This window comes from Streptomyces sp. NPDC088554, assembly GCF_044752945.1.
Taxonomy (GTDB): domain Bacteria; phylum Actinomycetota; class Actinomycetes; order Streptomycetales; family Streptomycetaceae; genus Streptomyces.
In genome coordinates, this window is record NZ_JBIVMF010000001.1 from 43,330 (window position 1) to 67,947 (window position 24,618).

The following is a 24,618-nucleotide window of genomic DNA, read 5'->3' on the forward strand; positions in this document are numbered from 1 at the left end:
AACAGGCGTCAAGGCTGAACAGAAGCCGAACAAGAAGCGTGGGGTGCGTCGTGGCCGGGAAGCTCGCCGTCATCGGAGCCGGACTCATGGGGTCCGGAATCGCGCAGGTCTCGGCCCAGGCGGGCTGGGACGTCGTACTGCGCGATGTCACCGACGCGGCCCTGACCAGGGGGACGGACGCGATCAGGGCCTCGTACGGCAGGTTCGTCGCCAAGGGCAGGCTCGAAGAGGCCGACGCCGACGCGGCGCTCGCCCGGATCACCACGACCACGGACCTGGACGCCGTGGCCGACGCGGACATCGTCGTCGAGGCGGTCTTCGAGAAGCTCGAAGTGAAGCACGAGATCTTCCGGGCGCTCGACAAGGTCGTACAGGAGAACGCGGTCCTCGCCTCCAACACCTCGGCCATCCCGATCACCAAGATCGCGGCCGTGACCGGACGCCCGGAGCGCGTGGTCGGTACGCACTTCTTCTCGCCGGTGCCGATGATGCGCCTCTGCGAGCTGGTACGCGGCTACAAGACCAGCGACGAAACCCTCGCCACCGCGCGGGAGTTCGCCGAGTCGGTGGGCAAGACCTGCATCGTGGTCAACCGCGACGTCGCCGGGTTCGTGACCACCCGGCTGATCTCCGCGCTGCTCGTCGAGGCCGTCAAGCTCCACGAGTCGGGTGTCGCCTCCGCCGAGGACATCGACATCGCCTGCAAGCTGGGGTTCGGGCACGCCATGGGCCCGCTCGCCACCGCCGATCTGACCGGGGTCGACATCCTGCTCCACGCGGCCGGGAACATCTACACCGAGACCCAGGACGAGAAGTTCGCCCCGCCGGAGCTGATGCGCCGGATGGTGGACGCGGGTGACATCGGGCGCAAGAGTGGGCAGGGCTTCTACACGCACTGAGCGGACGGGCCCGCCGACGCACTCTCACCCCACAGGGTGAATTCGGTATCGGTTCGCTCACGAACGGCAACTTCTCCGGCCGTCCGGCAGTCAGTTGTTGGAAGACGGAAAAGTCACATTCAGTCACCGAGCACGAAAGTACTCTCGGGGAGCGCATATGCACATCAGGGGCGACCACGCCGAGCTGGTCGTCGGGGGTCGCCTCGACGTTCGCAGTGCGGCGGACGCCCGTACGGTCCTGCACTCGGCCGTTGACGACGGGGCCGGCGATCTGGTGCTCGACCTGACCGAACTGGACTCCTGGGACGCCACCGGACTCGGCGTCATCATGGGAGCCCACCGACGGGCGGGGCGGTGCGGCCGGAGGCTCGTGCTGCGCGGTGTCCCGCCACAGATGCAGCGGCTGCTGGTGGCCACCAGGCTGCACCGCATCCTCGCCATCGAGGGCGGCATCGCCGCTGAATCGCTTCCTCGCGTCTGACCTGGACGGCGAACCAGCCGGGGCACACCGCGCAATCCTCATAAGACCGTGATGTCTTGGACTGGGTGTCACCCCGGCTGTTCGTAGATACTGAACAGCGTTTTAGGGTTCGGCCGTCCGCGCATGGCCGACCCGTAGAAGCAGGCACCGGACCAGAAGCGACAGATGGGCGTGTGAGGCCGGGGGCAACGGCACGCCATGATCTGGGGGGCTTTTCACCATGGACCCGATACAGCCGGGACCGGACAAGTACGGCGACCACGCGCGTCGCACCGGCACACACCTCGGCGGTGGTACGGCCTCGGCGACGCCGGGCGACGCCGTCCCGCAGGACGCGGTACCGCACAACGCCGTCCCGCACGACGCGGTGTCGCGGGCGCCCGGGGCCGCGCCGTCCGCGCGCGGCACCGCCGTCGCGCACATCAAGGGCGCGGGCGCCGTCACCACCCCGCCGCCCGTCCGCACCGTACAACTCATCTCCGGCGACTTCCTGCTGACCGTCAACCCCGTCGACGGCAGCGAGATCGAACTCTGCCCGCCGGGACGGCTGCCCGCGCCGCCCGTCCGGCACACCGCCGAGGAGCGCGTCGACCTCCAGCGCGCGGGCCGGCCGCCGGTCCCGCCGGGACCCGCCGCGCCGCCGCTGCCCCTGCTGGAGCGGGGCGAGGAGCGCGCCCGGCTGACGGAGCTGCTGGGCCGGGGCCGTTCCGTGCGGCTGACCGGGCCCGCCGGTTCCGGACGTACCGCACTGCTCGAAGCCGTCGCCGGGGACTGCGCCGACCTCGCGCCGGACGGGGTCGTCCGGCTCTCGGGGCACCACCGCACCGCCACCGAGCTGCTGTACGAGCTGTACGCGGCGGTGTACCGCTCCCCGCTGGCGCGGCCCGATCGCGAAGGGCTGCGCGAGCGGGTCAAGGGCATCGGCGCGGTCGTCGTCCTGGACGATCTGGAGCTGGGCGGGGAGGCGCTCGGCGAGCTGCTCGCCGCGACCCCCGAGTGCGCCTATCTGCTCGCCGCCACCCCCGCCACCCCCGAACCCCCGGCCGACGCGGGCCTCGAAGAGGTCGCCCTCGGCGGGCTGGGGCGCGGCTCCTCGCTCGAACTGCTGGAGAACGTCGTCGAGCGGGCCCTCACCGACGACGAGGCGAACTGGGCGGGCGACCTCTGGTTCGAGTCCGAGGGCCTCCCGCTGCGCTTCGTCCAGGCGGGCGCGCTGCTGCGCCGGCGCGACCGGATGCGCGGGGACATCGAGGCGTTCGACGAGTTCGAGCCCTTCGAGCGGTCCGCGGGCGCGGCGTCCGACCCCGCCGCGCAGCGGCCCTTCGCGGGCGTCGTGCCGCGCGAGACCCCCGACGGTTACGACATACCCCTGCCCTCCCTCGGGGAGGGTGCCTCGCCCGCAGCGTTGCTCGCCTCCCGGCTGAGCGAGGCCGCCCGCGCCACCCTGCGCTTCGCCGTCGCGCTCGGCGGTGAGGTCCCGCACCAGGCCCATCTGCCCGCGCTGGTGGGCGACACCCACGCCGACGCGGCGCTCGGCGAGCTGATGAGCTGCGGGCTGCTGACCCCGGTCGGCGCGCGCTACCGGCTCGCCGCGGGCGTCGCCGCCCAGCTCACCGAGGACGGGTACGCGGACGACGCGGCCGCCCACGCGCACACCGCCGCCCAGCACTACGCCTGGTGGGCCGGGCACCCCTCGGTCACCCCCGAGCGCGCCGTCGCCGAGGCGGCCGCGATCCTCGCGGCGATGGCCCCGCTGGTGCCCGGCACCGAAGCGGGCCACCCCAGCGCCGCCGTCCTGCTGGCCCGCAGCGCCGCGCCCGCCTTCCTGGCGGGGCTGCACTGGGGCGCCTGGGAGCGGGCCCTGCGGACCGGCTCCGAGGCCGCCAGGCTGGCCGGGGAGGTCGCCGAGGAGGCGTACTTCCACCATGACCTGGGCGTTCTCGCACTCTGCGTGGGCAACCCCGACCGGGCCCGTGCCGAGCTGGAGGCGTCCATCGGGATGCGCGGGGCCGTCGCCGACAAGGTCGGTACGGTCGCCGGGCGCCGGGCGCTGGCCCTCGTCGCGGACCGCGAGCGCGCGCTGTCCGGCGGCCGGACCCCCGCGCCGCCGGTACGGAACGACGCGCCGTCCCCGGCCACCTTCGGCACCAGCGGCACGGCCATCGCGGCCCTGCCCCCGGCCGGCAAGGGCGCGGGCATCGGTTCCGGGATCGGCCTGGGGGCGGGGCTCGGGCTCGGCCCGGCGGCCGTCGCCGGCTCCGGGGCGTGGCGGGGCTCGGGGCGGGGGTCGGGTGCGGGGCAGGGGACAGGGCCGGGCATGGGCTCTGGTCCGGGTGCCGGCTCGGGGCTCGGCCCAGTGGCCGGTCCGGGTGCCGCCTTCGGTTCCGGTTCCGTCGAGGGTATGGGGACGACCCGGAGCGACATCCCCGTCGTACCGGGGCCCGCCCCCGTCTCGCGCGGCATCCGCCGTCCGGTGTTCAGCGGGGCCCACCGCAATCTGGTCGCGGTCGGCACCGGCGCCGTACTCGCCGTCGTACTCGGCACGGTGGTGACGCTCGGCGCCACCTCCGGCAACGAGAAGACGCCCACGGATCCGCTCCGTACGGAACAGACCACCGAACCGGACGACACCGCCGACGGGCAGCCGACCGACCAGCCCGTCGGCAACGCGGACACCGGCCCCGGCGTGGTGCCGGTGGCGCCCGGCGTATCCGGCAGCCCGGAGCCGTCCGAGAGCGGTAGCCCCGCCGCGTCCGAGTCGCCCTCGGCGACCCCCTCCGACGGCATGTCGCCCGGCTCCACCCCGTCGGAGTCACCGCTCCCCTCCGACCCGGCCACGTCCCCGTACCCCTCCGACCCGGTCACCCCGACCGAGTCGCCCGAGCCGACGGCCGAGCCGACCACCTCCGCCCCGGCGGAGCCCCCGACCACCGAGCCCACCGACCCCCCGGCGACCGACCCGCCCGCTCCGCCCACGCTGAGCAGCGGCCCGGTCCCGAGCGCGGGCCAGGGCGAGGCCACGGCGCCGGAGGCCCCGGTCGTATAGCCGCGTGACCGCGTGACCGAACAGGTCGGCCCCGGCACCTCTCACCAGAGGTGCCGGGGCCGACCCATGAACGGCGGACGGGCGGGTCAGAACAGTCGGAGCTTGTCGTCCTCGATACCGCGCATGCCGTTGTAGTCGAGTACGACGCAGCCGATGCCCCGGTCCGTCGCCAGCACCCGGGCCTGCGGCTTGATCTCCTGCGCAGCGAAGATGCCCTTCACCGGGGCCAGGTGCGGGTCGCGGTTGAGGAGTTCGAGATAGCGGGTGAGCTGTTCCACGCCGTCGATCTCGCCACGCCGCTTGATCTCCACGGCGACGGTCCCGCCGTCCGCGTCCCGGCAGAGGATGTCCACCGGGCCGATCGCGGTGGGATACTCGCGGCGGATCAGGGTGTAGCCCTCGCCGAGCGTCTCGATCCGGTCGGCGAGCAGCTCCTGGAGATGCGCTTCCACGCCGTCCTTGATAAGGCCCGGGTCGACGCCCAGTTCGTGCGAGGAGTCGTGCAGAACTTCCTCCATGGTGATGATCAATTTCTCGCCCGCTTTGTTGATGACGGTCCAGACGCCCGCGTCGGCGTCGGCGCCTTCCTTCAGCGTGCAGGGCGGGGACATCCAGTTGAGCGGTTTGTACGCCCGGTCGTCGGCGTGGATGGACACACTGCCGTCGGCCTTGACCAGGATGAGACGGGGAGCGGAGGGCAGGTGGGCGGTGAGCCGGCCCGCGTAGTCCACGGAGCAGCGGGCAATGACGAGACGCATGGTCGGCAACGCTACTCGACGGCCGGTGCCGCGCGCGATTCGCCCCGGAAGCCCCCTTCGTTATTGGCCGGTTGTGGTCCCATTCTCCTGGTGCGGTCCGGGTGGCGCGCCTAACGTGGACGCAGGAGGTCGCCGGTCGTGCGCGCTGCGTCGTCGGCGCCTTCTTCCCTGCCCGTAAGGCCCCGCCCCCCGGGGTCGCGAGAGGAGAACCCATGTCGCTCGACGTCTCACCGGCGCTGTTGGAACAGGCCGAGCGAGGCGAGGTCGACGAAGCGGCTTTCGTCGACTGCGTCCGGACCTCCCTGCCCTACGCATGGGAGATGATCAGCTCTCTGGTGGCACAGCTGAAGGTCGACGGTGGACAGTTCGCCGACAACCAGACGCCGCCGCCGGACGAGCAGGCACGTGGTCAGCTGTTGCGCGCGCTCGCCAGCGATGCCATTCGGGGCGCGCTGCAACGACACTTCGGAGTGCGACTCGCCTTCCAGAACTGCCACCGCGTAGCGGTGTTCCCGTTGGACTCCTCGGTCGACGAGCGACTGGGCCGATTCACATCGGTCCGGGCCCAGTTGCTCAACCAGTCACCCGAACTCCGGGACTGCTGACGCCTCTTGCTGCCGCTCCGCGCCGTGGCAAGCGGCATGGTGCTGGAGCGGCAGCGTCATGAAGGCGGGGGCGTCAAGAGGCCCTCCGCCGTCAAGGGCACACGGACGCCACGTACGCGGAAGCGTACGGAACCGGTCAGGTGAGCAGGGGCAGTACGTCGGCGCCGAGGCGCCGTACGTTCTCCTCCGTCGCCGTGAGATCGCCCGAGCCCTCCACGAGCAGCGCGAACCGGGTGATGCCGGTACGCTCCGAGGTGGCCGTCAGCCGGTCGGCGGCCAGCCGGGGCGGACCCACCGGATGCAGCCCGCACAGCAGCTCCGTGTACGCCACGGGGTCCCGCATCGCCCGCGCCCTGCCGTCGACCGTCACATGGGCGCCCAGCCCCTGCCGCAGCCAGCCCGGCATCGCCTTGGCGAGCGCCTCCACCGCCTCGGCCCGGCCGTCCGCGATCTGCGCGACCCCGGCCGACACATGCGCGGCACCCTCGATCTCGTCGGCGGTCCGGCCCGCCGCCCGCGCGTGCTCCCGCCACAGGGCGACCATCCGCGCCTTCTCCTCGTCGCCGCAGTGCATCCCCAGCAGCATCGGCAGCCCGTGCTCGGCGGCCAGCCGCACACTCTTCGGCGAGGTGCACGCCATCACCGTCTCCGGGCCGGCGCCCGCGTCGGCGAACTCGTCGGGCCTCGGTACGACGGGGACCTCGCGGAAGCGGTACCGCTCACCCGAGGCCGCCACGCTCGGCTCACGCAGCCAGCGCAGCAGCAGACCGAGGGATTCCGGGAAGTCCCGCTCATAGGCGGGCAGACCGCCGCCGAAGACCTCCAGGTCGACCCAGGGGCCGCCCCTGCCCACCCCGAGTGTGAACCGCCCGCCGGACAGGAGATGGAGCAGGGCCGCCTGCTCGCCGAGCGCCACCGGATGTACGTTCGGCAACACGCTGACCGCCGTACCCACCCGGATGTGTCGGGTCCGGCCGAGGAGCACCCCGGCCAGGGTCACGGCCGAGGGACATACGCCGTACGGCACGAAGTGGTGCTCGGCCAGCCAGACCGAGTCGAGCCCGGATTCCTCGGCCAGCTCGGTGGCGCGCACCGCCCGATGCAGCGCCTCTCCCTGTCCCTGGCCCGGAAACTGGGCGGCCAGTACAAAAGCTCCAACACGCATCGCCTTCTGCCTCCTTGCGGCCGACGCGACTCCCCCTACCGGCAACAACGCCTGACACGTGCCAAAGGCACGGCCCGCTCGTCAAATTCTTGCGATTGTCCGGCAAGTGGCTTCCGCAGCCGGGGCGGCCGGCGGCCTTACGCGGACGAATGCCCTCTCGCGCGGGCCGTAGGCTGGGGGGATCCGTGCCGTTTCCGTCCCGTGAGGTGTTCTGTGTCCCCGCGTCGCAACCGCCCCCGAGGCGGCGAGAACCCGACCGAGCGTGGAGCCGAGCCGGGGGAGCGGTACGGCGGCTTCCAGCGATCCGAAACATGGCAGGGCGAGAACTGGTCAGTCCGCCACGTGGCCGGGGCAAGTGCCGCGAGCAAGCGGTATCGCTGCCCCGGATGCGACCAGGAGATCCCCTCGGCGGTGCCGCATGTGGTGGCCTGGCCGGAGTACAGCGGCGTGGACGAGCGGCGCCACTGGCACCAGGCCTGCTGGAAGGCGAAGGACCGCCGCACCACCCGGGTGCAGCGGTCCCGTAACGCCCCCAAGCACTGAGCCGCGCCGAGGGTCACGCGTCGCGCTTGTCCAGCGAGAAGAAGGCGCCCGTCATCGCGACCGCCGTCACCCCCAGCAGGATCCACAGCGGCTCCCAGCCGTGCGGCCCCGGGCGGCCGGTGTAGGCCGACCCGTCGGAGTAGAAGACGATGAGCTGGGCCGGGATGTTGTAGCCGAGCATGATCTCGCGCGTCTTCGCGAGCGAATCCGCGAACATGAACATCCCCAGAACCAGCGGCAGCAGCATCACGCCGATCATGACGGTGATCGCGCCCGCCGAGTGCCGTACCAGCGCGCCGACCGCCAGGGAGAGCAGCCCGAGCACCGCCAGATAGAGGCTGACGCCGACCGTTGCCCGGAACCACTCCTGCCCGTCGGGCGAGGGCGCGTTCAGGATCGAGGTCTGGAGCGCGGCCACGGTCAGGGTGGTCACCGTCGAGACCACGAAGACCAGGAGGAAGAAGACCAGCGACTTGGCCGCCAGCACGCGGCCCCGGCCGGGGCAGGCCGTCAGGGTCGTACGGATCATGCCGGTGCCGTACTCCGAGGAGATCGTCAGCACCCCGAGCGTGATCACACACATCGAGCCGAGCAGCACCCCGAAGAAGCCGAGCGCGAGCACCGAATCGTCGCCGAGGTCCCCGTCGGCGACGGAGATCACCACGGCCACCAGCAGCCCGATGCCCAGCATCAGCGCGACCATGACACCGAGTGTCCACACCGTGGACCGGACGGACCGCAGCTTGGTCCACTCGGAGGCCAGGGCGTCGCCGAGATGGGCCCGGCGGGCGGGGATCGGGGAGGTGTACCCGAAGTGGCCGGGCGAACCGGCCACCGGGCCGTGCGGCGTTCCACCGCTCTGCGGCGGAATCTGCTGGTACGGGGTCGTCATCGGGCGTCCTCGTTGCTGTCGCGCGGGGTCGGTCCGGGGGCCGGGAGCGGCGCCGGGGGCTGCTGGGGGGCCGGCGGACCGGCGTACGGGTTCTGTCCGGGCGGCGGCGGGGCGTACCAGCCCTGCTGCGGCGTCCCGGCGGCGGCCGGGGCGCCGTACCCCTGCGGGCCGTACCCCTGCGGGCCGTACCCCGGCTGCTCGAAGCCGGCCAGCGCGTCGTCCGTGGAGCGGTAGTCGACGGCGCTCTGCGTCATCCGCATGTACGCCTCCTCCAGCGACGCCTGGTGCGGGGACAGCTCCCACAGCCGTACGTCCGCGCCGTGGGCCAGCTCGCTGATCCGGGGCAGCGGCAGCCCCGTGACCCGCAGCGCGCCGTCCGGCTCGGACATCACGCTGCCGCCCGCCTCCGCGATCGCCGAGGTCAGCTTCTCGCGCGGCTCGGGCTCGGTGTCCGGGACGCGCACCCGGGCGAAGTCCGAGGAGTTCGCCGAGATGAAGTCCTTGATGTTCATGTCCGCGAGCAGCCGGCCGCGTCCGATCACGATCAGATGGTCCGCGGTCAGGGCCATCTCACTCATCAGGTGCGAGGAGACGAAGACCGTCCGGCCCTCGCCCGCGAGCTGCTTCATCAGATTGCGCACCCAGTGGATGCCCTCGGGGTCCAGACCGTTGACCGGCTCGTCGAAGAGCAGCACCTGGGGGTCGCCGAGCAGCGCCGCCGCGATCCCGAGCCGCTGGCCCATTCCGAGGGAGAACCCCTTGGAGCGCTTCTTGGCGACGTCCTGGAGGCCGACCACCCCGAGCACCTCGTCGACCCGCGAGCCGGGGATACCGGAGAGCTGGGCCAGCGACAGCAGATGGTTGCGCGCGCTGCGCCCGCCGTGCACGGCCTTGGCGTCGAGCAGGGCGCCGACCTGGCGCGGGGCGTTCGGCAGCTGCCGGAAGGGGTGTCCGCCGACCCGTACCTCACCGGAGGTCGGCCGGTCGAGCCCGAGGATCATCCGCATCGTCGTCGACTTGCCGGAGCCGTTGGGGCCGAGGAATCCGGTGACATGGCCCGGTCGTACCTGGAAGGACAGGTTGTACACGGCCGTCTTGGCGCCATAGCGCTTCGTCAGGCCGATTGCCTCGATCATTCTCCAGCCCCATCAACAGGTCACTCGTCGGGGCAGTGGCCGTGTCCCGACCGAAGGCCCCCGTAAGGGTTAGGAGGATATCCGGGCGTTGACGGTTCCGGCCAAGGCATTACGACGGAGCGTCGCCGGGGCGCCGGTGTGATCCGCGTTACCCGTCCGTACGACGCCCGGCGGCCCTACGCGTCCCGTTCGCGGAGCACCGCGTAGCCGCCGATCAGCGCGGCCGCCACCCAGATCGCCATGATCCCGAACCCCGCCCAGGGGCCGTACGGCACCTTGTCCGCGTTCATCGCGTCCGGCACCACCTGCATGATCCTGGAGCCGGCCTGGTCGGGGAAGTAGTGCGCGACGTCCTTGGCGCCCGGCACCGCCGAGAGGATCTGCGACACCAGGAAGAAGAACGGCATCAGGATGCCCAGCGCCAGCATCGAACTGCGCAGCATCGCCGTCACCCCCATGGAGAAGACCGCGATCAGCGCCATGTACAGACCGCTGCCGACCACCGCCCGCAGCACCCCCGGCTCCCCGATGGTCGTACGGTGATCGCCCAGCAGCGCCTGGCCGAGGAAGAACGTCAGGAACCCCGTCACGATCCCGACCAGCAGCGCCAGCACCCCGGCCACCAGGATCTTGCCGAAGAGGAAGGTGGCCCGCTGCGGCACGGCCGCCAGCGAGGTGCGGATCATGCCCGAGCTGTACTCCGAGCCGACCACCAGCACCCCGAAGACCACCATCGCCAGCTGGCCGAGGATCATCCCGGAGAAACTGGTGAGCGTCGGGTCGAAGGTGGCCTGCTGGGCCCGGGACAGATCGCCGAACTGCGCGTTCAGCAGCGCCGAGAGCGCCCCGCCCAGGACCACGGTCACCACCAGGGCGCTGATCAGGGTCCAGGTGGTGGAGGAGACCGTACTGATCTTGGTCCACTCGGAGCGGAGGACCGCGGGTACCGATGCCATGGTCAGACTCCCTTGCCCTGGTCGGCCGGGCCCGGCGGGCGCGGTCCCCAGCGGGGCGGGTTCGCCGCCGGCGGGTCGCCGGGCCCGGCGTGGGCGTGGTACTCGACGGACTCCGCCGTCATCCGCATGAACGCCTCTTCGAGCGAGGCCCGCTGGGAGCTCAGCTCATGCAGGACGAGACCGTGCCGGGCGGCCAGCTCACCCAGCTTCTCGGTGTCCGCCCCGTCGATCTCCAGCACCCCGCCCGCCGCGTCGACCGGGGTGAAACCGGCCCCGTGGAGAACGTCCTTGAGCCGCTCGCGCTCCGGTGAACGCAGCCGCGCGAAACTGCGGGAATTCTCGTGGATGAAGTCCGCCATCGAGGTGTTCGCCAGCAGTCTGCCCTGCCCGATCACGATCAAGTGATCTGCGGTCAGGGCCATTTCGCTCATCAGATGTGAGGAAACGAAGATCGTCCGCCCCTCGCGCGCGAGGGCCTTCATCAGATTGCGGATCCAGTGGATTCCCTCGGGATCCAGACCATTCACCGGTTCGTCGAACATCAGGATCTCGGGATCGCCGAGCAGCGCCGAGGCGATACCGAGCCGCTGTCCCATACCCAGGGAGAAACCCTTCGACTTCTTCTTCGCCACCGAGGTCAGTCCGACCATGTCGAGCACCTCGGACACCCGGCGCTCCGGGATCCGATTGCTCTGCGCCAGACAGAGGAGGTTGTGGTACGCGCTGCGCCCGCCGTGCATTGCCTTGGCGTCCAGCAGCGCGCCTATGTACTTGAGCGGTTCCGCCAGATCGCGGTAGTGCTTCCCGTCGATCCTGACCGTTCCACCGGTCGGATTGTCCAGATCGAGCATCATCCGCATCGTGGTCGACTTCCCGGCGCCGTTGGGCCCCAGAAATCCGGTCACCACCCCCGGTCCGACCTGGAAGGAGAGATGATCGACCGCCACCTTGCGGCCGAAGCGTTTGGTCAGCTCGTCGACCTCGATCATGCGGCCAACCTAGAACGGCGCAAAGCCCCCCGCCACCGGAGTGGCGAGGGGCTTTCGCGAGAGGGACGCGACTGTACGGGCCCGAGGTGGGCGAACCCGCGTCGCGCGGCGCGCTCGGTTCAGCGGGACTGCTGGGCCGGGACACCGCGCGAGATCGGCTCGTCGTCCGGAACGGTCGCGGCGGCCACCGCGGCGCCGGTCAGCGTGGCCAGCATCTCGCGGACGTTGGTCAGCTGGGCGTTGATCGAGTCGCGGCGGTTGGTGAGCGCCGCCAGCTCGCGCTCCGATTCGCTGCGGATCCGGTCGGCCTTGGCGTTGGCGTCCGCCACGATGTCCTCGGACTGACGCTGAGCCGTCTCGACCGTCTGACGGGCCCGGCGCTCCGCGTCCGTACGCAGCTTCTCGGCCTCCAGACGCAGCTGCTCGGCGCGGTGCTCGATCTCGGCCAGACGCTTCTCGGCCTTCGCCTGACGCGACGCCAGGTCGCGCTCCGACTGCTCACGCCGCTTGGCGAGGTTCGTCTCGAAGTCCGCGGCGGCCTGGGCGGCCTTGGCGCGGGTCTCCTCGAAGAGCGCGTCGGCCTCCTCGCGCTTGGACTGCGCGTCCTTCTGCGCCTCGGAGCGCAGCGTGGAGGCGTCGCCCTTCGCCTTGTCGACGATACGGACGCCCTCGTCCTCGGCCTTCGCCTTGCGCTCGGTGGCGAACGCCTCGGCGTCGTTGCGCACCTGCTGGGCCGCCGACTCGGCCAGCTCGCGGTGCTGCTCGGCCGCGCGCCGGGCCTCCTCGCGCAGGTCCTTCGCCTCCTCCTCGGCGAGGCGGAGGATCTTCTCGACGCGGGCGCCGAGACCGGCGTACGACGGCTCCGCGTCGCTGACCTGGGCCTGGGCGTTCTGCGTCTCAAGGTGGAGTTCCTCGATGCGCTTTTCGAGAGCGGTGATGCGGGTCAGAGCACTGTCACGGTCGGCGACGAGTTTGGTAATGCGGTCGTCCACCTGACCGCGGTCGTAACCACGCCGCACGAGCTCGAAGCCGAATGGGGAGGAAGTGTCGCTCATGGGGTTCCTGTCGAATGAGACCGGTGAGGTGATAGGGGGAATCCTAGGGGCCTAAGCGGCGTGTCATCGAGCTGATACCGGTTTGATATGGAGAATGTCCAGCCTTTTGAGTGGTAGCGGCACCCGGTGTGAGCGGAAGCGGTACCCGACAGCCACTCAACGGTCGCTGACAAGTTGTCCGACAGTTGTACGAACAAAATGTCCGAACACGTTGCCCGACAAGCCGCTCGGCGACTAACCGTCCGACGACTTGCCGCTCGAACGGGTGATCCCCGCCGTGGCGCCCGCCTTGACGGGGTTGTCCTTCGCGGAAGCCGACGGTGCCTCAAATGACTCCAACGCTTCGAGTACGTCCTGGACACGGGAGATCTCCGCCTGGATGTCCTCCCGTCTGCGGACCAGCACGTCGAGTTCGCGCTGGCCCTCGTCGACCATCCGCTTCGCCTCCTGGGCGGCGTCCGCGCGCAGCTTCTCGCCCTCCCTGGTCAGACCGGCCTTCTTCGTCTCGGCCTCCTTGAGCAGGCCCTCGGCCTTGCGTACCGCGGAGATCCGGACCGAACTCGCCTCCGAATCGGCGTCCGAGACAAGCTTCTTGGCCTTCTCCTCGGCCTCCGCCCGCTGCTCGGTCGCGGCCTTCATCAGATGGTCGATGCGCTCGCCCGCGGTCCTCATCTGCTCGGACGTCTCGCGACGGGCCCGCTCGTGGAGTTGCTCGATCTCCTGCTCGGCGCGGACCCGCAGCTCCTCGGCCCGCTCCCGTATGGCGGTCGAGTCCCGGCGCGCGCCGACGAGCAGCTCGTCCGCGTCCGTACGGGCCTTCTCCACCAGGGAGTTGCCCTGGAGGGTGGCGTCCGAGGTGATGCGGTCGGCTTCCTTGCGGGCCGCCGCCACCATCGTGTCGGCCCGGGTCTCGGCCTCGGTGGCGGCGATGAGCGCCTCCTCCTGGGCCTTGTTGATGAGCTGGTCGGCCTGCTCGGCCGCGTCGGCACGGCGCTTGGCCGCGTCCTTGCGCGCCTCGTCCAGGAGCCAGTCCGTCTCCTCCTGGGCCTCGCCGCGCAGCCGCTCGGCCGCCGCCTCGCTCTCCGCCTTGAACTGCTCGGCGTCCGCGCGCATCCGGTCGGCGGCCCGCTGGGCGGAGCCCACCGTCTCGGCGGCCTCCGCGCGCATCCGCTCGGCCTCGCCCGACGCCTCGCCGATGAGCCGGTCGGCCTGGGCCGCCGCCTCGCCACGGATCCGGTTGGCGTCCTCGCGGGCCTCCGCGCGGGCGCGGGACGCGTCCTGCTCGGCCGAGGCGAGGGAGTCCGACGCCTCCGTCCGCACCCGCTGCGCGTACTCCGAGGTGTCGGAGCGCAGCCGCTCCGCCTCCTCGATGGCGTCGGTGACGGTCCGCTCGGCCAGCGCCTGCGCCGCGTCGGACTCCTCCTGGGCCCTGACCAGAATGCGGTTGGCGTCCTCGGCGGCGCGCTCCCGCTCGGCGAACGCGTCCGCCCGTACCCGGTCGGACTCCTCCTGCGCCTCGCCGCGCACCCGGTCCGCCGCCATCTCGGCGGCCGTCCGCTGTGCGTTGATCTCCTGCTCGGCCTGGTCCTGGAGGCCGGCCACGGAGTCCCGTACGTTCTGCGCGGTCTGCTCGGCGGCGGCCACCAGCTCCGTGGCGCGGTAGTCGGCCTCCGAGACCAGCCGCTGCGCCTCCGTCTGCGCCTGCTCCACCCGTTTACGGGCCGAGGCGAGCAGCTCCTCGCTCTGCTCGCGGGCCCGCTCGCGCTCCTGGTCGGCCTCGGCGCGGGCGCCGGACAGGGTCTCCTCGGCCTCGCGGCGGCGCCGGGTCGCCTCCTCCTGCGCGGCGGCCAGCGCCTCGGCGGCCTCGGCGCCGACCCGCTCGGCCGCGGCGTTCGCCTCGGACCGGGTGCGGTCGGCGCTCTCCTGGGCCTCGGTCCTGAGCCGCTCCGCCTCCGTGACGGCTTCGGTGCGCAGCCGGACCGCCGCGTTCTCCGCCTCGGCGCGGGACTGCGCGGCGTCGGACGCGGCGTCGGTACGCAGCCGCTCCGCCTCCTCCTCGGCCTGCGCCTGGAGCGTACGGACCCGCTCGGCGGCCTCGGAGCGCAGCCGCTCCGACTCCTCGGCGGCCTCGCGCCTGATCCGCTCGGCCTCCGCGCGGGCCTCGGCGAGCGCCTCCTCGGCGGAGGCCAGCCGCTGCTCCGCCTCCGTGTGCAGCCGGGTCAGCTCCTCGGCCGCCTCGGCCCTACGGGCCTCGACGCCGCGCTCGGTCTCCTCGCGCATCTCGGCGGCGGCCTGCTCGGACGCCTCCCGCATCGCCTGCGCCAGGTCCTCGCCCTCGGCGCGCAGCGTCTCGGCCTCGGCGCGGGTGCGCTCCAGGGTCTCCTCGGCCTGGCGGCGCAGCGTGGTCGCGCGCTCGATGGCCTCGGTGCGGACCCGTTCGCTCTCGGTCGCGGCACCGGACCGCAGCTCGTCGGCGTCGGCCTTCGCCTTGGTCAGCAGCTCCTCGGCGGACCTGGCCGCCTCCTCGATCTGCTGGACCGCCTCGCGGCGCGCCTCGCCCCGGATGCGCTCGCCCTCGGCGACCGCCTCGGAGCGCAGGGTCTCGGCCTCGCCGCGCAGCCTGCGGGCCTCCTCCTGGAGCTCGACGGTCTTGGCGCGGTACTCCTTGGTGTCGTCCTTGGCCGCGCCCTTGAGCTGGTCGGCCTGCTCGGCGGCCTCGCCGCGCAGCCGGTCGGCCTCGGCCTCGGCCTCGCGCCTGATCCGCTCGGCCTCCTCGACGGCGGACCGGGTGGTGGCCTGGGCGTCGTCGGACGCCTTCGTCAGGACGTCCTCGGCGGTCCTGGCCGCCTTGGCGAGCTGGGCGGCGGTGTCCTCGGCGGCGACGGTACGGGCCTTCTCGGCGGCCTCCGCGACCAGCTTCTCGGCCTCGGCGCGGGCGTCGGCGAGCGCCTGCTCGGCCTCGGCGCGGGTGGCCTCGGCCTCCTTGGTCGCCTCGCCCACCATGCGGGCGATCTCCGACTTGGCCGTACGGGTGCGCTGCTCGTTCTGCGATTCGGTGCCGGCCAGCCGCTTGGCCGCGGCCTCCTTGGCCTCCGCGATGACCTTCTCGGCCTCGGCGCGGGCCTCGCGCAGCCGCTCCGACGCCTGCTGCATCCGCTGCTCGGCGGCGCGGCTCAGCTCGGACGCCTGCTGCCGGGCCTGGTCGGCCTCGGCCGCCGTCGACGAACGCAGCTGCTCCGCGTGGCCGCTGGCCTCCTGCGCCTGCGCGGAGGCCGCGTTCATCATCCGCTCGGCGTCCCGGCGGGCCCGGAGCAGCATCGCTTCCGCTTCGGCTCGGGACGCCTCCGCCTCCGAGCCGAGCCGCCTGCGCGCCTCGTCGGCGACCCGGGCGGCCTCGGCGCGCGCGGCGGCCAGGGACTGTTCGGCCTCGGCGCGCGACTCGTCGAGGAGCCTGCGGGCCTGCGATTCGGTACGGGCGCGGAGCTGTTCGGCCCAGGCCACGTTCTCGTTCACATGCGATTCGACGGTCTGCCGACGGTCCGCCAGCTCCTGGTCGAGCCGCTGGCGCCGCTGCACCGCCTCCGCGTGCAGCTCGGCCTGGAGCCGCGCCTGGTGCTCGGCGTGCTCCTGGAGGATGCGCTGGGTCTGGGCGCGGGCCTCGCGCAGCTCGCGCTCGGCGTCCGCGCGCATCTGCTCGGCCTGCATCTGGGCGTTGCGCAGGTGCTGTTCGGCCTGATAGCCGAGATCACCGCTGTCGTACGAGGACGGGCGGGTCGCCAGAGTGCGGCGCGCCTCGTGGAGCTTGGCACGCAAGACCTCGACCTGGTAACCGAGGTCCTCGGCGTGCTGGACGGCCTTCTCCCGCGCGGTCTTCAGCCGGTCCATCTCGGCTTCGAACCGCGAAAGGTGGTCGTCGTCAGCTCGGTGGCTCTCCTGGCGTTCGTAGCCCCGCACTGCGCGGTCCCATCCGTCCCCTGGTCGCAACTGCCCAATTGAGCACCGTTCTCGGCGAACGGTCTCCCGGGGAATGGTGACAGATCAAAGGCAGGGGCGCGGCCCCGGCCCGGCCCCGGCCCGGAGCGCCCCACTCTACCGGGCCGAGAATCCTTAAGGTCAGTGCTCCGGACGGGAGGTGACCAGTTCTGTCAGTACGCCGTGGCAGTCCTTGGGGTGGAGGAACGTGATGCGCGAGCCCATGGAACCGGCGCGGGGCTGGTCGTACAGCACCCGTACGCCCTTCTCGCGGATCCCCTCGGAGTCACCGTCCACATCCGCCGTCCCGAACGCGATGTGATGAACCCCCTCGCCGTTCTTGGCCAGCCACTTGCCGACGGCCGAGTTCTCGTCGATGGATTCGAGGAGCTGGAGGTACGAAGCCCCGCCGTCGGAGGTCTCGTTGATCTTGAGCATGGCCTCCCGGACGCCCTGCTCCTCGTTGACCTCGGTGTGGAACACCTCGAAGCCGTAGGTCTCCCGGTAGAACTCGACGGTCGCGTCGAGGTCGAAGCAGGCGATTCCGATGTGGTCGATTCGCGTCAGCATGCACACAGTGCAGCGGTACGGACGCGATTACGCAACGTGCGCGCGATCACACGTACCGGCTGATGACCCGGGGTCGGACCGCTCAGTACATTTGAAGTGAACCGTCGTTCACTCGTCGACTCGCTCGTCACCCCACACCTCACCCTCAAGCTGTACGCAAAGGGGATCGCGTCTCATGTCTGCAACCCACACCACCACATCCGTGATCGTCGCGGGCGCCCGTACTCCCATGGGCAGGCTCCTCGGCTCGCTCACCTCCTTCAGCGGCGCGGAGCTGGGCGGCTTCGCCATCAAGGCGGCGCTGGACCGGGCCGGTATCGGCGGCGACCAGGTGCAGTATGTGATCATGGGCCAGGTCCTCCAGGCCGGGGCGGGACAGATCCCCGCGCGCCAGGCCGCGGCCAAGGCCGGGATCCCGCTGAACGTTCCCGCGCTCACCGTCAACAAGGTCTGCCTCTCCGGGCTCGACGCCATCGCGCTGGCCGACCAGCTGATCCGCGCGGGCGAGTTCGACGTGGTGGTCGCGGGCGGCCAGGAGTCCATGACCAACGCCCCGCACCTGCTGCCCAAGTCCCGCGAGGGCCACAAGTACGGCGCGATCGAGATGCTCGACTCGATGGCGCACGACGGGCTGACCGACTCCTTCGAGGGCATCGCCATGGGCGCCTCCACGGAGAAGCACAACGCCCGGCTGGGCATCGGCAGGCAGGCGCAGGACGAGTTCGGCGCGCTCTCCCACCAGCGGGCCGCGGCGGCCCAGAAGAACGGGATCTTCGAGGCGGAGATCACCCCCGTGGAGATCCCGCAGCGCAAGGGCGAGCCGGTGCTCTTCTCCCAGGACGAGGGCATCCGCGCCGGGACGACCGTCGAGTCGCTGGCCGGGCTGCGGCCCGCGTTCGCCAAGGACGGCACGATCACGGCGGGCACGTCCTCGCCGATCTCCGACGGCGCGGCGGCGGTCGTCGTGATGAGCAAGGCCAAGGCGCTCGAACTGGGCCTCGACTGGATCGCCGAGATCGGCGCGCACGGCAATGTGGCGGGCCCCGACAACTCGCTCCACTCCCAGCCGTCGAACGCGATCCTGCACGCCCTGGAGAAGGAGGGCCTCGGGGTGGCCGACCTCGATCTCATCGAGATCAACGAGGCGTTCGCGGCGGTCGCCGTGCAGTCGATGAAGGACCTCGGGGTGTCCCCGGAAAAGGTGAACGTGAACGGCGGCGCCATCGCCCTCGGTCACCCGATCGGGATGTCCGGCGCCCGGATCGTCCTGCACCTGGCGCTGGAGCTGAAGCGGCGCGGCGGTGGCGTGGGCGCGGCGGCGCTGTGCGGCGGCGGCGGCCAGGGCGACGCGCTGATCGTACGCGTGAGCAAGTAGCCGACCGGGTAGAGGATGCCGGGTAAACGGCCGAATAAGTGGCCGAATAAGAACGGCGCGGGGCCGGCCGACGGCCGAACGGACACACTCCGGTACGTACGGAAGGAACGGGAGCTGTGATGAGGGACGTCCCCGAGCTGGTGGCCCAGGCCCGCGAGGGCCGGCCGAGGGCCGTGGCCCGGCTCATCTCCCTGGTCGAGGGGGCGTCCCCGCAGCTCCGCGAGGTGATGGCGGCGCTGGCGCCACTGGCCGGGAACGCGTACGTCATCGGGCTGACCGGAGCGCCCGGTGTCGGCAAGTCGACATCGACCTCCGCGCTGGTCACGGCGTACCGGAAGGCGGGCAAACGCGTCGCCGTCCTGGCCGTCGACCCGTCGTCCCCCTTCTCCGGCGGCGCGCTCCTCGGCGACCGCGTCCGGATGTCCGAGCACGCCTCCGACCCCGGCGTCTACATCCGCTCCATGGCCACCCGGGGCCACCTCGGCGGCCTCGCCTGGGCGGCCCCGCAGGCGATCCGGGTGCTGGACGCGGCGGGCTGCGACGTGATCGTGGTGGAGACCGTCGGGGTCGGCCAGTCGGAGGTCGAGATCGCCTCCCAGGCGGACACCTCCGTGGTCCTGCTCGCCCCCGGCATGGGCGACGGTATCCAGGCGGCCAAGGCCGGGATCCTGGAGATCGGTGACATCTACGTCGTCAACAAGGCGGACCGCGACGGCGCCGACGCCACGGCCCGCGAGCTGAACCACATGCTCGGCCTGGGCGAATCCCGGGGCCCCGCGGACTGGCGCCCCCCGATCGTCAAGACCGTGGCGGCCCGGGGCGAGGGCATCGACGAGGTCGTCCAGGCCCTGGAGAAACACCGCGCCTGGATGGAGGAGCACGGCGCCCTCACCCGCCGCCGCACCCGCCGCGCCGCCCACGAGGTCGAGACCATCGCCGTCACCGCCCTGCGCGCCCGCATCGGCAGTCTCCACGGCGACCACCGCCTGGACACACTGGCCGCCCGTATCGTCGCGGGCGAACTGGACCCGTACACGGCGGCGGACGAACTGATCGCGCAGATCACGGGATAGGCACCTCGTACGGTCAACGGGGTTCGTCTGTAAGGGCCTTGGCGGCCGACCGGGCGGGCGCCCGACGGCGGCTTCCGTCGATCCGTGCCGACCACGGCCTGTCCGATCGCGGACGGGGCGGCGGCCCCGGACGCCCGTACCCGCACCGGAGCCTGGGTCAACTCGGCTCTGAACGCGGGCAGTTCGGGCGGTACGGCGCCGGCCGGACGGTCGTCCGTGGACGGTCGCCCGTGCGGACGGTCACCCGGCCCCGGAGCCCCGGGGGGCTCAGTCGTCGTAACGGTCGTCGTCGCCGCCGCGGTCGTCGTCGTGCTCCACCGTGACCTTCGCGGTCTGCGGGTGGACGTTCAGCTCGTGCGTACGGCCGTCCTTGCCGCGTACGTCGACCTCCCAGCGGCCACCCGCCTCGTCGTCGAGCGCGACGGACGTCACGCTGCCGGGCGCGGAGGCCAGGGCGGCGGCCACCGCACGCTTCACGTCGACCGTGGTGGCGCGCAGCGCGGCCCGGTCCCGGGCGTTCTCCCTCCGGTCCTCGGCCCGGTCGCCGGCGTCGTCGTCCGCGTCGTCGTCGGAGGTGGCCGTGGTCACCGAGCCGGTGATCGCGTCGACCCGCAGCTCGTGCGCCCGGCCGTCCTCGCCGTACAGATCGACCTCCCAGACGTTCGTCCGGTCGTCGTCCAGGTCGACGGAGTAGACGGCGCCGGGGTGCTTCTTGAGCGCCGCGTCCGCCGCGCCGCTCGCGGTGAGGATCGTGCGGCTGCCGGGCACCGCCGTCACCGCGGCCGGCGGCAGGACCGTCGGCACCACGATGGGGTCCGCGTTGTCCGTGTCGTCCCGCGCGTCGTCCCGGTCGTCGTTCCGCGAGGTGTCCCTGGCGTCGTCCCGGCCCTCGTCCGTGTCGTCCGTGGCGCTGATGTGCGACTCGGGGACGGGCAGCGCCCCCGTGCCGGCCTCGGCCCGGCTGCCGCCGGTCATGGAGTACGCGGTGTACGTACCGCCGCCGATGAGCGCCGCCGCGGTGATGGCTGAGATGGCGAGGTTGAGCTTCATGGTGGGGAGTCCTCCCGAGTCGGGGTCCGTTTGGGAACGACCTCAATGTGCACCAGGCAACCTGAAGAGCCGCTGAAGCCACCTGAAGTGATCTTCAGCTCGGATTTGGGAAGGTGGGGCCATGCGCTTGTTGATCGTTGAGGACGAAAAGCGGCTCGCGGTCTCGCTGGCCAAGGGACTGCGGGCCGAGGGGTACGCGGTCGATGTGGTCCACGACGGCCTCGAAGGGCTGCACCGGGCGAGCGAGGGGGTGTACGACCTGGTCCTGCTCGACATCATGCTCCCGGGCATGAACGGCTACCGGGTCTGCGCCGCCCTGCGCGCGGCGGGTCATGACGTACCGATTCTGATGCTCACCGCGAAGGACGGCGAGTACGACGAGGCGGAGGGGCTGGACACCGGCGCCGACGACTATCTGACCAAGCCGTTCTCGTACGTGGTGCTCGTCGCCCGGGTGAAGGCGCTGCTGCGCCGCCGGGGGACGGCCGGGGCCTCGCCCGTGATGCGGATCGGCGCGCTCACCATCGACACGGCGGCCCGCCGGGTCTTCCGGGACGAGACCGAAGTGGCCCTCACGGCCAAGGAGTTCGCCGTGCTGGAGCAGCTGGCGGTACGGGCCGGCGAGGTGGTCGGCAAGCCGGAGATCCTGGAGCACGTCTGGGACTTCGCCTTTGACGGCGATCCGAACATCATCGAGGTGTACATCAGCGCGCTGCGCCGCAAGGTCGGCGCCACCGCGATCCAGACGGTGCGCGGCGCGGGCTACCGGCTGGTGACCTCATGAGCCGGCCGGTACGGTCCCCGGTCCTCGCGGAGCGGCCCGGCGGGCGCCGCCGGTTCTCGTCCGTACGGGCGAAGGCGACGTTCGGCGCGACGGCCGTCGTGGCGGTCGCGCTGGTGGCCGCGGGGATCGTGGTCCTTCTCTCGCTGCGGATGAACCTCACCGACCAGACCGACCGGCAGGCCGACGCGGTCGCCCACGAGGTCGCGCTGGACATCGCCTCGCGGGTGCCGGACCAGATCGCGTACGCGAAGCTCGATCTGCCGGACGCGGAGGAGCACCCGGTGCAGGTGGCCGACGAGTCCGGCCGGCTGCTCGCCGTCAGCGAGGGGCTGGAGCGGATCAGCGGCACCGGCGTGGACTCGGTGCGCGTCGGGGGCACGGTCCCGCGCGGCGCCCCGGCCACCGATGACGACGATGGCGATGACGACGGTCGCAACGGCGCCGACGACGACCCCGGGGTGGGCGGGATCGGCGACAACGTCTCGTACGGTACGGGCAGCGCCACGGTGAACGGAGTCGTCGAGGACTACCGCTTCGCCACGGTCGAGGCGACCGACCGCGCGGGCGCGACCGTCCTGGTCCACGCGGGCGCCTCGCTCGCCGACCGGCAGAGCGCGGTCGGCACCACGGCGGCGGCGATGCTGGCGGGGCTGCCCGTGCTGCTGCTGGTGGTCGGGGGAGTGACCTGGCTGATGATGCGCCGGGCGCTGCGGCCCGTCGAGGGCATCCGGCGCGAGATGGCGGCGATCACCGCCTCCGAGGACCTGTCCCGGCGGGTGCCGGAACCGGACACCCATGACGAGGTGGCCATGCTGGCCCGTACGACCAACGAGACGCTCACCGCGCTGGAGGCCGCCGTCGACCGGCAGCGCCGCTTCGTCGCGGACGCCTCGCACGAACTGCGCAGCCCCATCGCCTCGCTCCGTACCCAGCTCGAAGTGGGCGAGGCACATCCGCACCTGCTGGACGTCCCGGGCGCGGTCGCCGATACGGTACGGCTCCAGCAGCTCGCCGCCGATCTGCTGATGCTGGCCCGGCTGGACTCCGGGGAGCGCCCGGAGCGGCTGCCGGTCGATCTGGGCGCGCTCGTCCACGAGGAGGTCTCGCAGCGGGGCACGGACCGGGTCCAGGTCGCGGTGGATGCTCAGCCGGGGCTCGAAGTGGCCGGATCGCGCGGCCAGTTGGCCCGGGTGCTCGGCAATCTGCTCGACAACGCGCAGCGCCACACCAAGGACACGGTCGTCGCGTCCGTGCGCCAGGAGGGCGAGTGGGTCGTGCTGGCGGTCGCCGACGACGGGGCGGGGGTGGGCGAGGCGGAGCGCGAGCGGATCTTCGAACGGTTCGTACGGCTCGACGACGCCCGCGCCAGGGACGACGGCGGGGCCGGACTGGGGCTGGCCATCGCCCGGGACGTGGCGGAACGGCACGGCGGCACGCTCACGGTCGGCAGGGCGCCGACGGGCGGCGCCCTGTTCGAGCTGCGGCTGCCGCGTGCCCGGCCCACCGCCACCCGCGCGGACGCCGGCGCCTGAGAGCCTGTCGGGTGACCTCTGGTGGGCGGTGTGCCGACGGCGGCCCGGCACGCCCTTCCCCGGTTTCTGGCCGGGGGTGCCCCCATCCGGCGTTGTCGTTGTCGTCGGGCGCCGACTCCCCACCGCCTCAGGGGCGGGGGAGGGGCCCCACCGCGTCGGTTCCCTCCTCCGCCTTGGAAGCGCGCTCGGCATCCGGAGGACGAGTCCGGGCGCCGAGGCGGAGCGAGCGCGGCGCACCGGATCGCGTCCGCTTTCCGACCGAGGTCACCCGACAGGTGCTGAGACTCCGCGGGGAGATGTCCGGGATCCGGATGCGCCGCCGGGCTGTGCTCGGCGGCGCCGGGCTCAGACCCTGCCCCGCCGTCCGTGCAGATGCTCGGCCACGGGGGCCAGCGCCACCCGCAGCTCGGCGAGCGCCTCCGGGGAGAACATGTCGATGAAATGCTTCCGCACGGAGGCGACATGGTACGGAGCGACCTTCTGCATGGTCTCCATGCCGGCGTCCGTCAGGACCGCGAAGAGTCCGCGCCGGTCGGACTGGCAGTTCTCCCTGCGGACCAGACCGGCCCGCTCCATCCGGGTGATCTGATGGGAGAGCCGGCTCTTGGACTGGAGCGTGACGGCCGCGAGATCCGTCATACGCATGCGTCGGTCGTCGGACTCGGAGAGACTCACCAGGATCTCGTAGTCGTTCATGGTGAGGTCGAACGGCTGAAGGTCCTTCTCCAGCTGATGCGTCAGCAGTTTGTTGACCACCAGATGGGTGCGCCAGGCGCACTGCTCCGCGTCACTCAGCCAGCGGGTGGCCGTCTCGGTCTCCATGTATCGATTCTACCTAAGAAGTTGAATTCTGGACGAAATTTACGATGGCGGCGATATGTGACGCCAGGCACCCGTCGTGCCGAACGGGGGGAGCGCACGCGTTCGACGTCACACTCCGCAGGGTACCGCTCACAGACCGAAGCGCCGCTGGAGATCGCCGAGCTGGCCGGGCATCCGCGCCCCCTGCTGCCCGGAGTGCCCCACCGGCGGCGCGCCGCCGCCCGGCACCCCCTGCTCGGGAGGGACCGCACCCGTCGGCTGCTCCGCCATCAGCGCCTCCGACGACTGCAACAACACCGTCCCGGCCCCGACGAACTCGAACTGATGCTCCTCGCCCGAGGCGCCGCCGATGCCGGTGAGCGACCGGATGCCTCCGAGCACACCGGACATATAGCCATGATCGTAGTGGTGGCACGGGGACGGACAGTCCGCCCAGCCCACCAGCGCCTGCGGATCCACCCGCAGTGGCGGCTCCATGAACACCACGGGCCCGTTGGACGCCGCGACGAACTTCCCCGTACCGATCAGGGTCAGAAAGCCCGGCACGATCGACTGCTTGAGCGCCAGCGTCGGCTGGTACGCCAGCAGATTCCCGGAACGGATCGTCAGATTGCCGTCCTCCAGATCGAAGGAGTTGACGTCGAAGGCCCGGTCCGCCAGCAGCATCTTGCCGCTGCCCTCGGCCACCACCCAGTCGGCGGCGTGCAGCGGCGAGTGGAAACTGCTGCGCACCAGCCGCTCGAACCGCCCGTGACCGATCCCGTCGAAGTTGATCTGCCCGTAGTAGGCGATCATCTTCCCCTTCTGGAGGAACCACTGGCTCCCCTTCAGCTCCACACAGAAGGTGTACGCGTTGACGTTGTCATCGCTGGGCAGCGTCATCGGGTCGAAAACCACCGGTGCGCCCATCGCTCC

At 71.8% G+C, this 24,618-nt stretch carries 21 protein-coding genes; 9 read left to right on the forward strand and 12 right to left on the reverse strand.

What is annotated here, in order from left to right:
• The first annotated feature begins 50 nt into the window (after positions 1-50).
• The 3 genes from ACIP8W_RS00215 (at position 51) to ACIP8W_RS00225 (ending at position 4,426) form a co-directional block, all read left to right on the forward strand.
• The gene (locus ACIP8W_RS00215; protein ID WP_401946501.1) at positions 51-899 is read left to right on the forward strand and encodes a 3-hydroxyacyl-CoA dehydrogenase family protein; all 849 of its coding nucleotides are present in this window, start codon (positions 51-53) and stop codon (positions 897-899) included.
• 157 nt (positions 900-1,056) lie between these two features.
• Positions 1,057-1,380, forward strand: a complete 324-nt coding sequence (locus ACIP8W_RS00220; protein ID WP_066956508.1) for an STAS domain-containing protein — start codon at positions 1,057-1,059, stop codon at positions 1,378-1,380.
• A gap of 220 nt (positions 1,381-1,600) precedes the next feature.
• Entirely contained in the window at positions 1,601-4,426 is a 2,826-nt protein-coding gene (locus ACIP8W_RS00225; RefSeq protein ID WP_402150483.1) for an ATP-binding protein, read from the forward strand.
• 86 nt (positions 4,427-4,512) lie between these two features.
• Here ACIP8W_RS00225 and nucS read toward each other — a convergent pair whose 3' ends face one another.
• Positions 4,513-5,184, reverse strand: a complete 672-nt coding sequence (gene nucS / locus ACIP8W_RS00230; protein WP_401946496.1) for an endonuclease NucS — start codon at positions 5,182-5,184, stop codon at positions 4,513-4,515.
• Positions 5,185-5,396: 212 nt separating this feature from the next.
• On the opposite strand from nucS, the gene ACIP8W_RS00235 reads away from it, so the two are divergent.
• Positions 5,397-5,789 (forward strand): SCO5389 family protein, encoded by a 393-nt coding sequence (locus ACIP8W_RS00235; protein WP_401946493.1) that lies wholly within the window; start codon positions 5,397-5,399, stop codon positions 5,787-5,789.
• 136 nt (positions 5,790-5,925) lie between these two features.
• Here ACIP8W_RS00235 and ACIP8W_RS00240 read toward each other — a convergent pair whose 3' ends face one another.
• Positions 5,926-6,954 (reverse strand): LLM class flavin-dependent oxidoreductase, encoded by a 1,029-nt coding sequence (locus ACIP8W_RS00240; RefSeq protein ID WP_401946490.1) that lies wholly within the window; start codon positions 6,952-6,954, stop codon positions 5,926-5,928.
• A 213-nt stretch (positions 6,955-7,167) separates the two neighbouring features.
• Here ACIP8W_RS00240 and ACIP8W_RS00245 point away from each other — a divergent pair, with 213 nt between their 5' ends.
• The gene (locus tag ACIP8W_RS00245) at positions 7,168-7,497 is read left to right on the forward strand and encodes an ATP/GTP-binding protein (protein ID WP_401946487.1); all 330 of its coding nucleotides are present in this window, start codon (positions 7,168-7,170) and stop codon (positions 7,495-7,497) included.
• 13 nt (positions 7,498-7,510) lie between these two features.
• Here the strand turns inward: ACIP8W_RS00245 and ACIP8W_RS00250 are convergent, their stop codons facing one another.
• From ACIP8W_RS00250 to mce, 7 genes are all read right to left on the reverse strand, one after another.
• Positions 7,511-8,389, reverse strand: a complete 879-nt coding sequence (locus ACIP8W_RS00250; RefSeq protein WP_401946484.1) for an ABC transporter permease subunit — start codon at positions 8,387-8,389, stop codon at positions 7,511-7,513.
• Positions 8,386-9,525, reverse strand: a complete 1,140-nt coding sequence (locus tag ACIP8W_RS00255; protein ID WP_402150476.1) for an ATP-binding cassette domain-containing protein — start codon at positions 9,523-9,525, stop codon at positions 8,386-8,388. Before ACIP8W_RS00255 ends, ACIP8W_RS00250 begins: the two co-directional genes overlap by 4 nt.
• A gap of 176 nt (positions 9,526-9,701) precedes the next feature.
• Positions 9,702-10,481 carry an ABC transporter permease subunit gene (locus ACIP8W_RS00260; RefSeq protein WP_401946479.1) on the reverse strand — a complete coding sequence of 260 codons (780 nt, stop codon included), beginning with the start codon at positions 10,479-10,481 and terminating at the stop codon, positions 9,702-9,704.
• Positions 10,482-10,483: 2 nt separating this feature from the next.
• Entirely contained in the window at positions 10,484-11,470 is a 987-nt protein-coding gene (locus tag ACIP8W_RS00265; protein WP_401946477.1) for an ATP-binding cassette domain-containing protein, read from the reverse strand.
• 119 nt (positions 11,471-11,589) lie between these two features.
• Positions 11,590-12,525 (reverse strand): cellulose-binding protein, encoded by a 936-nt coding sequence (locus ACIP8W_RS00270; protein ID WP_401946474.1) that lies wholly within the window; start codon positions 12,523-12,525, stop codon positions 11,590-11,592.
• A gap of 234 nt (positions 12,526-12,759) precedes the next feature.
• The gene (gene scy / locus ACIP8W_RS00275) at positions 12,760-16,479 is read right to left on the reverse strand and encodes a polarized growth protein Scy (RefSeq protein ID WP_402201455.1); all 3,720 of its coding nucleotides are present in this window, start codon (positions 16,477-16,479) and stop codon (positions 12,760-12,762) included.
• Positions 16,480-16,638: 159 nt separating this feature from the next.
• Entirely contained in the window at positions 16,639-17,067 is a 429-nt protein-coding gene (gene mce / locus ACIP8W_RS00280; protein WP_401946469.1) for a methylmalonyl-CoA epimerase, read from the reverse strand.
• 175 nt (positions 17,068-17,242) lie between these two features.
• Between mce and ACIP8W_RS00285 the strand changes: the two genes are divergently transcribed.
• Positions 17,243-18,442, forward strand: a complete 1,200-nt coding sequence (locus ACIP8W_RS00285; RefSeq protein ID WP_401946466.1) for an acetyl-CoA C-acetyltransferase — start codon at positions 17,243-17,245, stop codon at positions 18,440-18,442.
• A 119-nt stretch (positions 18,443-18,561) separates the two neighbouring features.
• Positions 18,562-19,515, forward strand: coding sequence for a methylmalonyl Co-A mutase-associated GTPase MeaB (gene meaB / locus ACIP8W_RS00290; protein WP_401946464.1), 954 nt, complete (start codon positions 18,562-18,564; stop codon positions 19,513-19,515).
• Positions 19,516-19,782: 267 nt separating this feature from the next.
• Here meaB and ACIP8W_RS00295 read toward each other — a convergent pair whose 3' ends face one another.
• Positions 19,783-20,565, reverse strand: a complete 783-nt coding sequence (locus tag ACIP8W_RS00295) for a PepSY domain-containing protein (RefSeq protein WP_402153999.1) — start codon at positions 20,563-20,565, stop codon at positions 19,783-19,785.
• A gap of 121 nt (positions 20,566-20,686) precedes the next feature.
• Between ACIP8W_RS00295 and ACIP8W_RS00300 the strand changes: the two genes are divergently transcribed.
• Both ACIP8W_RS00300 and ACIP8W_RS00305 read left to right on the forward strand, forming a co-directional pair.
• Positions 20,687-21,349 (forward strand): response regulator transcription factor, encoded by a 663-nt coding sequence (locus ACIP8W_RS00300; RefSeq protein ID WP_401946458.1) that lies wholly within the window; start codon positions 20,687-20,689, stop codon positions 21,347-21,349.
• The gene (locus ACIP8W_RS00305) at positions 21,346-22,881 is read left to right on the forward strand and encodes a sensor histidine kinase (protein ID WP_401946455.1); all 1,536 of its coding nucleotides are present in this window, start codon (positions 21,346-21,348) and stop codon (positions 22,879-22,881) included. The genes ACIP8W_RS00300 and ACIP8W_RS00305 overlap by 4 nt, the downstream gene beginning before the upstream one ends.
• Before the next feature lie 345 nt (positions 22,882-23,226).
• On the opposite strand, the gene ACIP8W_RS00310 is transcribed toward ACIP8W_RS00305, so the two are convergent.
• Positions 23,227-23,703 (reverse strand): MarR family winged helix-turn-helix transcriptional regulator, encoded by a 477-nt coding sequence (locus ACIP8W_RS00310; RefSeq protein ID WP_401946452.1) that lies wholly within the window; start codon positions 23,701-23,703, stop codon positions 23,227-23,229.
• Between the two features lie 129 nt (positions 23,704-23,832).
• Positions 23,833-24,612, reverse strand: coding sequence for an AIM24 family protein (locus tag ACIP8W_RS00315; protein WP_401947395.1), 780 nt, complete (start codon positions 24,610-24,612; stop codon positions 23,833-23,835).
• Positions 24,613-24,618 lie beyond the last annotated feature (6 nt).

Coding starts and splice junctions, on each gene's coding strand:
- ACIP8W_RS00315 (WP_401947395.1), bottom strand. CDS start 24,612: ATGGGCGCACCGGTGGTTTTCGACCCGATGACGCTGCCCAGCGATGAC.
- ACIP8W_RS00220 (WP_066956508.1), top strand. CDS start 1,057: ATGCACATCAGGGGCGACCACGCCGAGCTGGTCGTCGGGGGTCGCCTC.
- ACIP8W_RS00310 (WP_401946452.1), bottom strand. CDS start 23,703: ATGGAGACCGAGACGGCCACCCGCTGGCTGAGTGACGCGGAGCAGTGC.
- nucS (WP_401946496.1), bottom strand. CDS start 5,184: ATGCGTCTCGTCATTGCCCGCTGCTCCGTGGACTACGCGGGCCGGCTC.
- ACIP8W_RS00295 (WP_402153999.1), bottom strand. CDS start 20,565: ATGAAGCTCAACCTCGCCATCTCAGCCATCACCGCGGCGGCGCTCATC.
- mce (WP_401946469.1), bottom strand. CDS start 17,067: ATGCTGACGCGAATCGACCACATCGGAATCGCCTGCTTCGACCTCGAC.
- ACIP8W_RS00265 (WP_401946477.1), bottom strand. CDS start 11,470: ATGATCGAGGTCGACGAGCTGACCAAACGCTTCGGCCGCAAGGTGGCG.
- ACIP8W_RS00240 (WP_401946490.1), bottom strand. CDS start 6,954: ATGCGTGTTGGAGCTTTTGTACTGGCCGCCCAGTTTCCGGGCCAGGGA.
- meaB (WP_401946464.1), top strand. CDS start 18,562: ATGAGGGACGTCCCCGAGCTGGTGGCCCAGGCCCGCGAGGGCCGGCCG.
- ACIP8W_RS00300 (WP_401946458.1), top strand. CDS start 20,687: ATGCGCTTGTTGATCGTTGAGGACGAAAAGCGGCTCGCGGTCTCGCTG.
- ACIP8W_RS00250 (WP_401946484.1), bottom strand. CDS start 8,389: ATGACGACCCCGTACCAGCAGATTCCGCCGCAGAGCGGTGGAACGCCG.
- ACIP8W_RS00270 (WP_401946474.1), bottom strand. CDS start 12,525: ATGAGCGACACTTCCTCCCCATTCGGCTTCGAGCTCGTGCGGCGTGGT.
- ACIP8W_RS00225 (WP_402150483.1), top strand. CDS start 1,601: ATGGACCCGATACAGCCGGGACCGGACAAGTACGGCGACCACGCGCGT.
- ACIP8W_RS00285 (WP_401946466.1), top strand. CDS start 17,243: ATGTCTGCAACCCACACCACCACATCCGTGATCGTCGCGGGCGCCCGT.
- ACIP8W_RS00260 (WP_401946479.1), bottom strand. CDS start 10,481: ATGGCATCGGTACCCGCGGTCCTCCGCTCCGAGTGGACCAAGATCAGT.
- ACIP8W_RS00305 (WP_401946455.1), top strand. CDS start 21,346: ATGAGCCGGCCGGTACGGTCCCCGGTCCTCGCGGAGCGGCCCGGCGGG.
- ACIP8W_RS00235 (WP_401946493.1), top strand. CDS start 5,397: ATGTCGCTCGACGTCTCACCGGCGCTGTTGGAACAGGCCGAGCGAGGC.
- ACIP8W_RS00255 (WP_402150476.1), bottom strand. CDS start 9,525: ATGATCGAGGCAATCGGCCTGACGAAGCGCTATGGCGCCAAGACGGCC.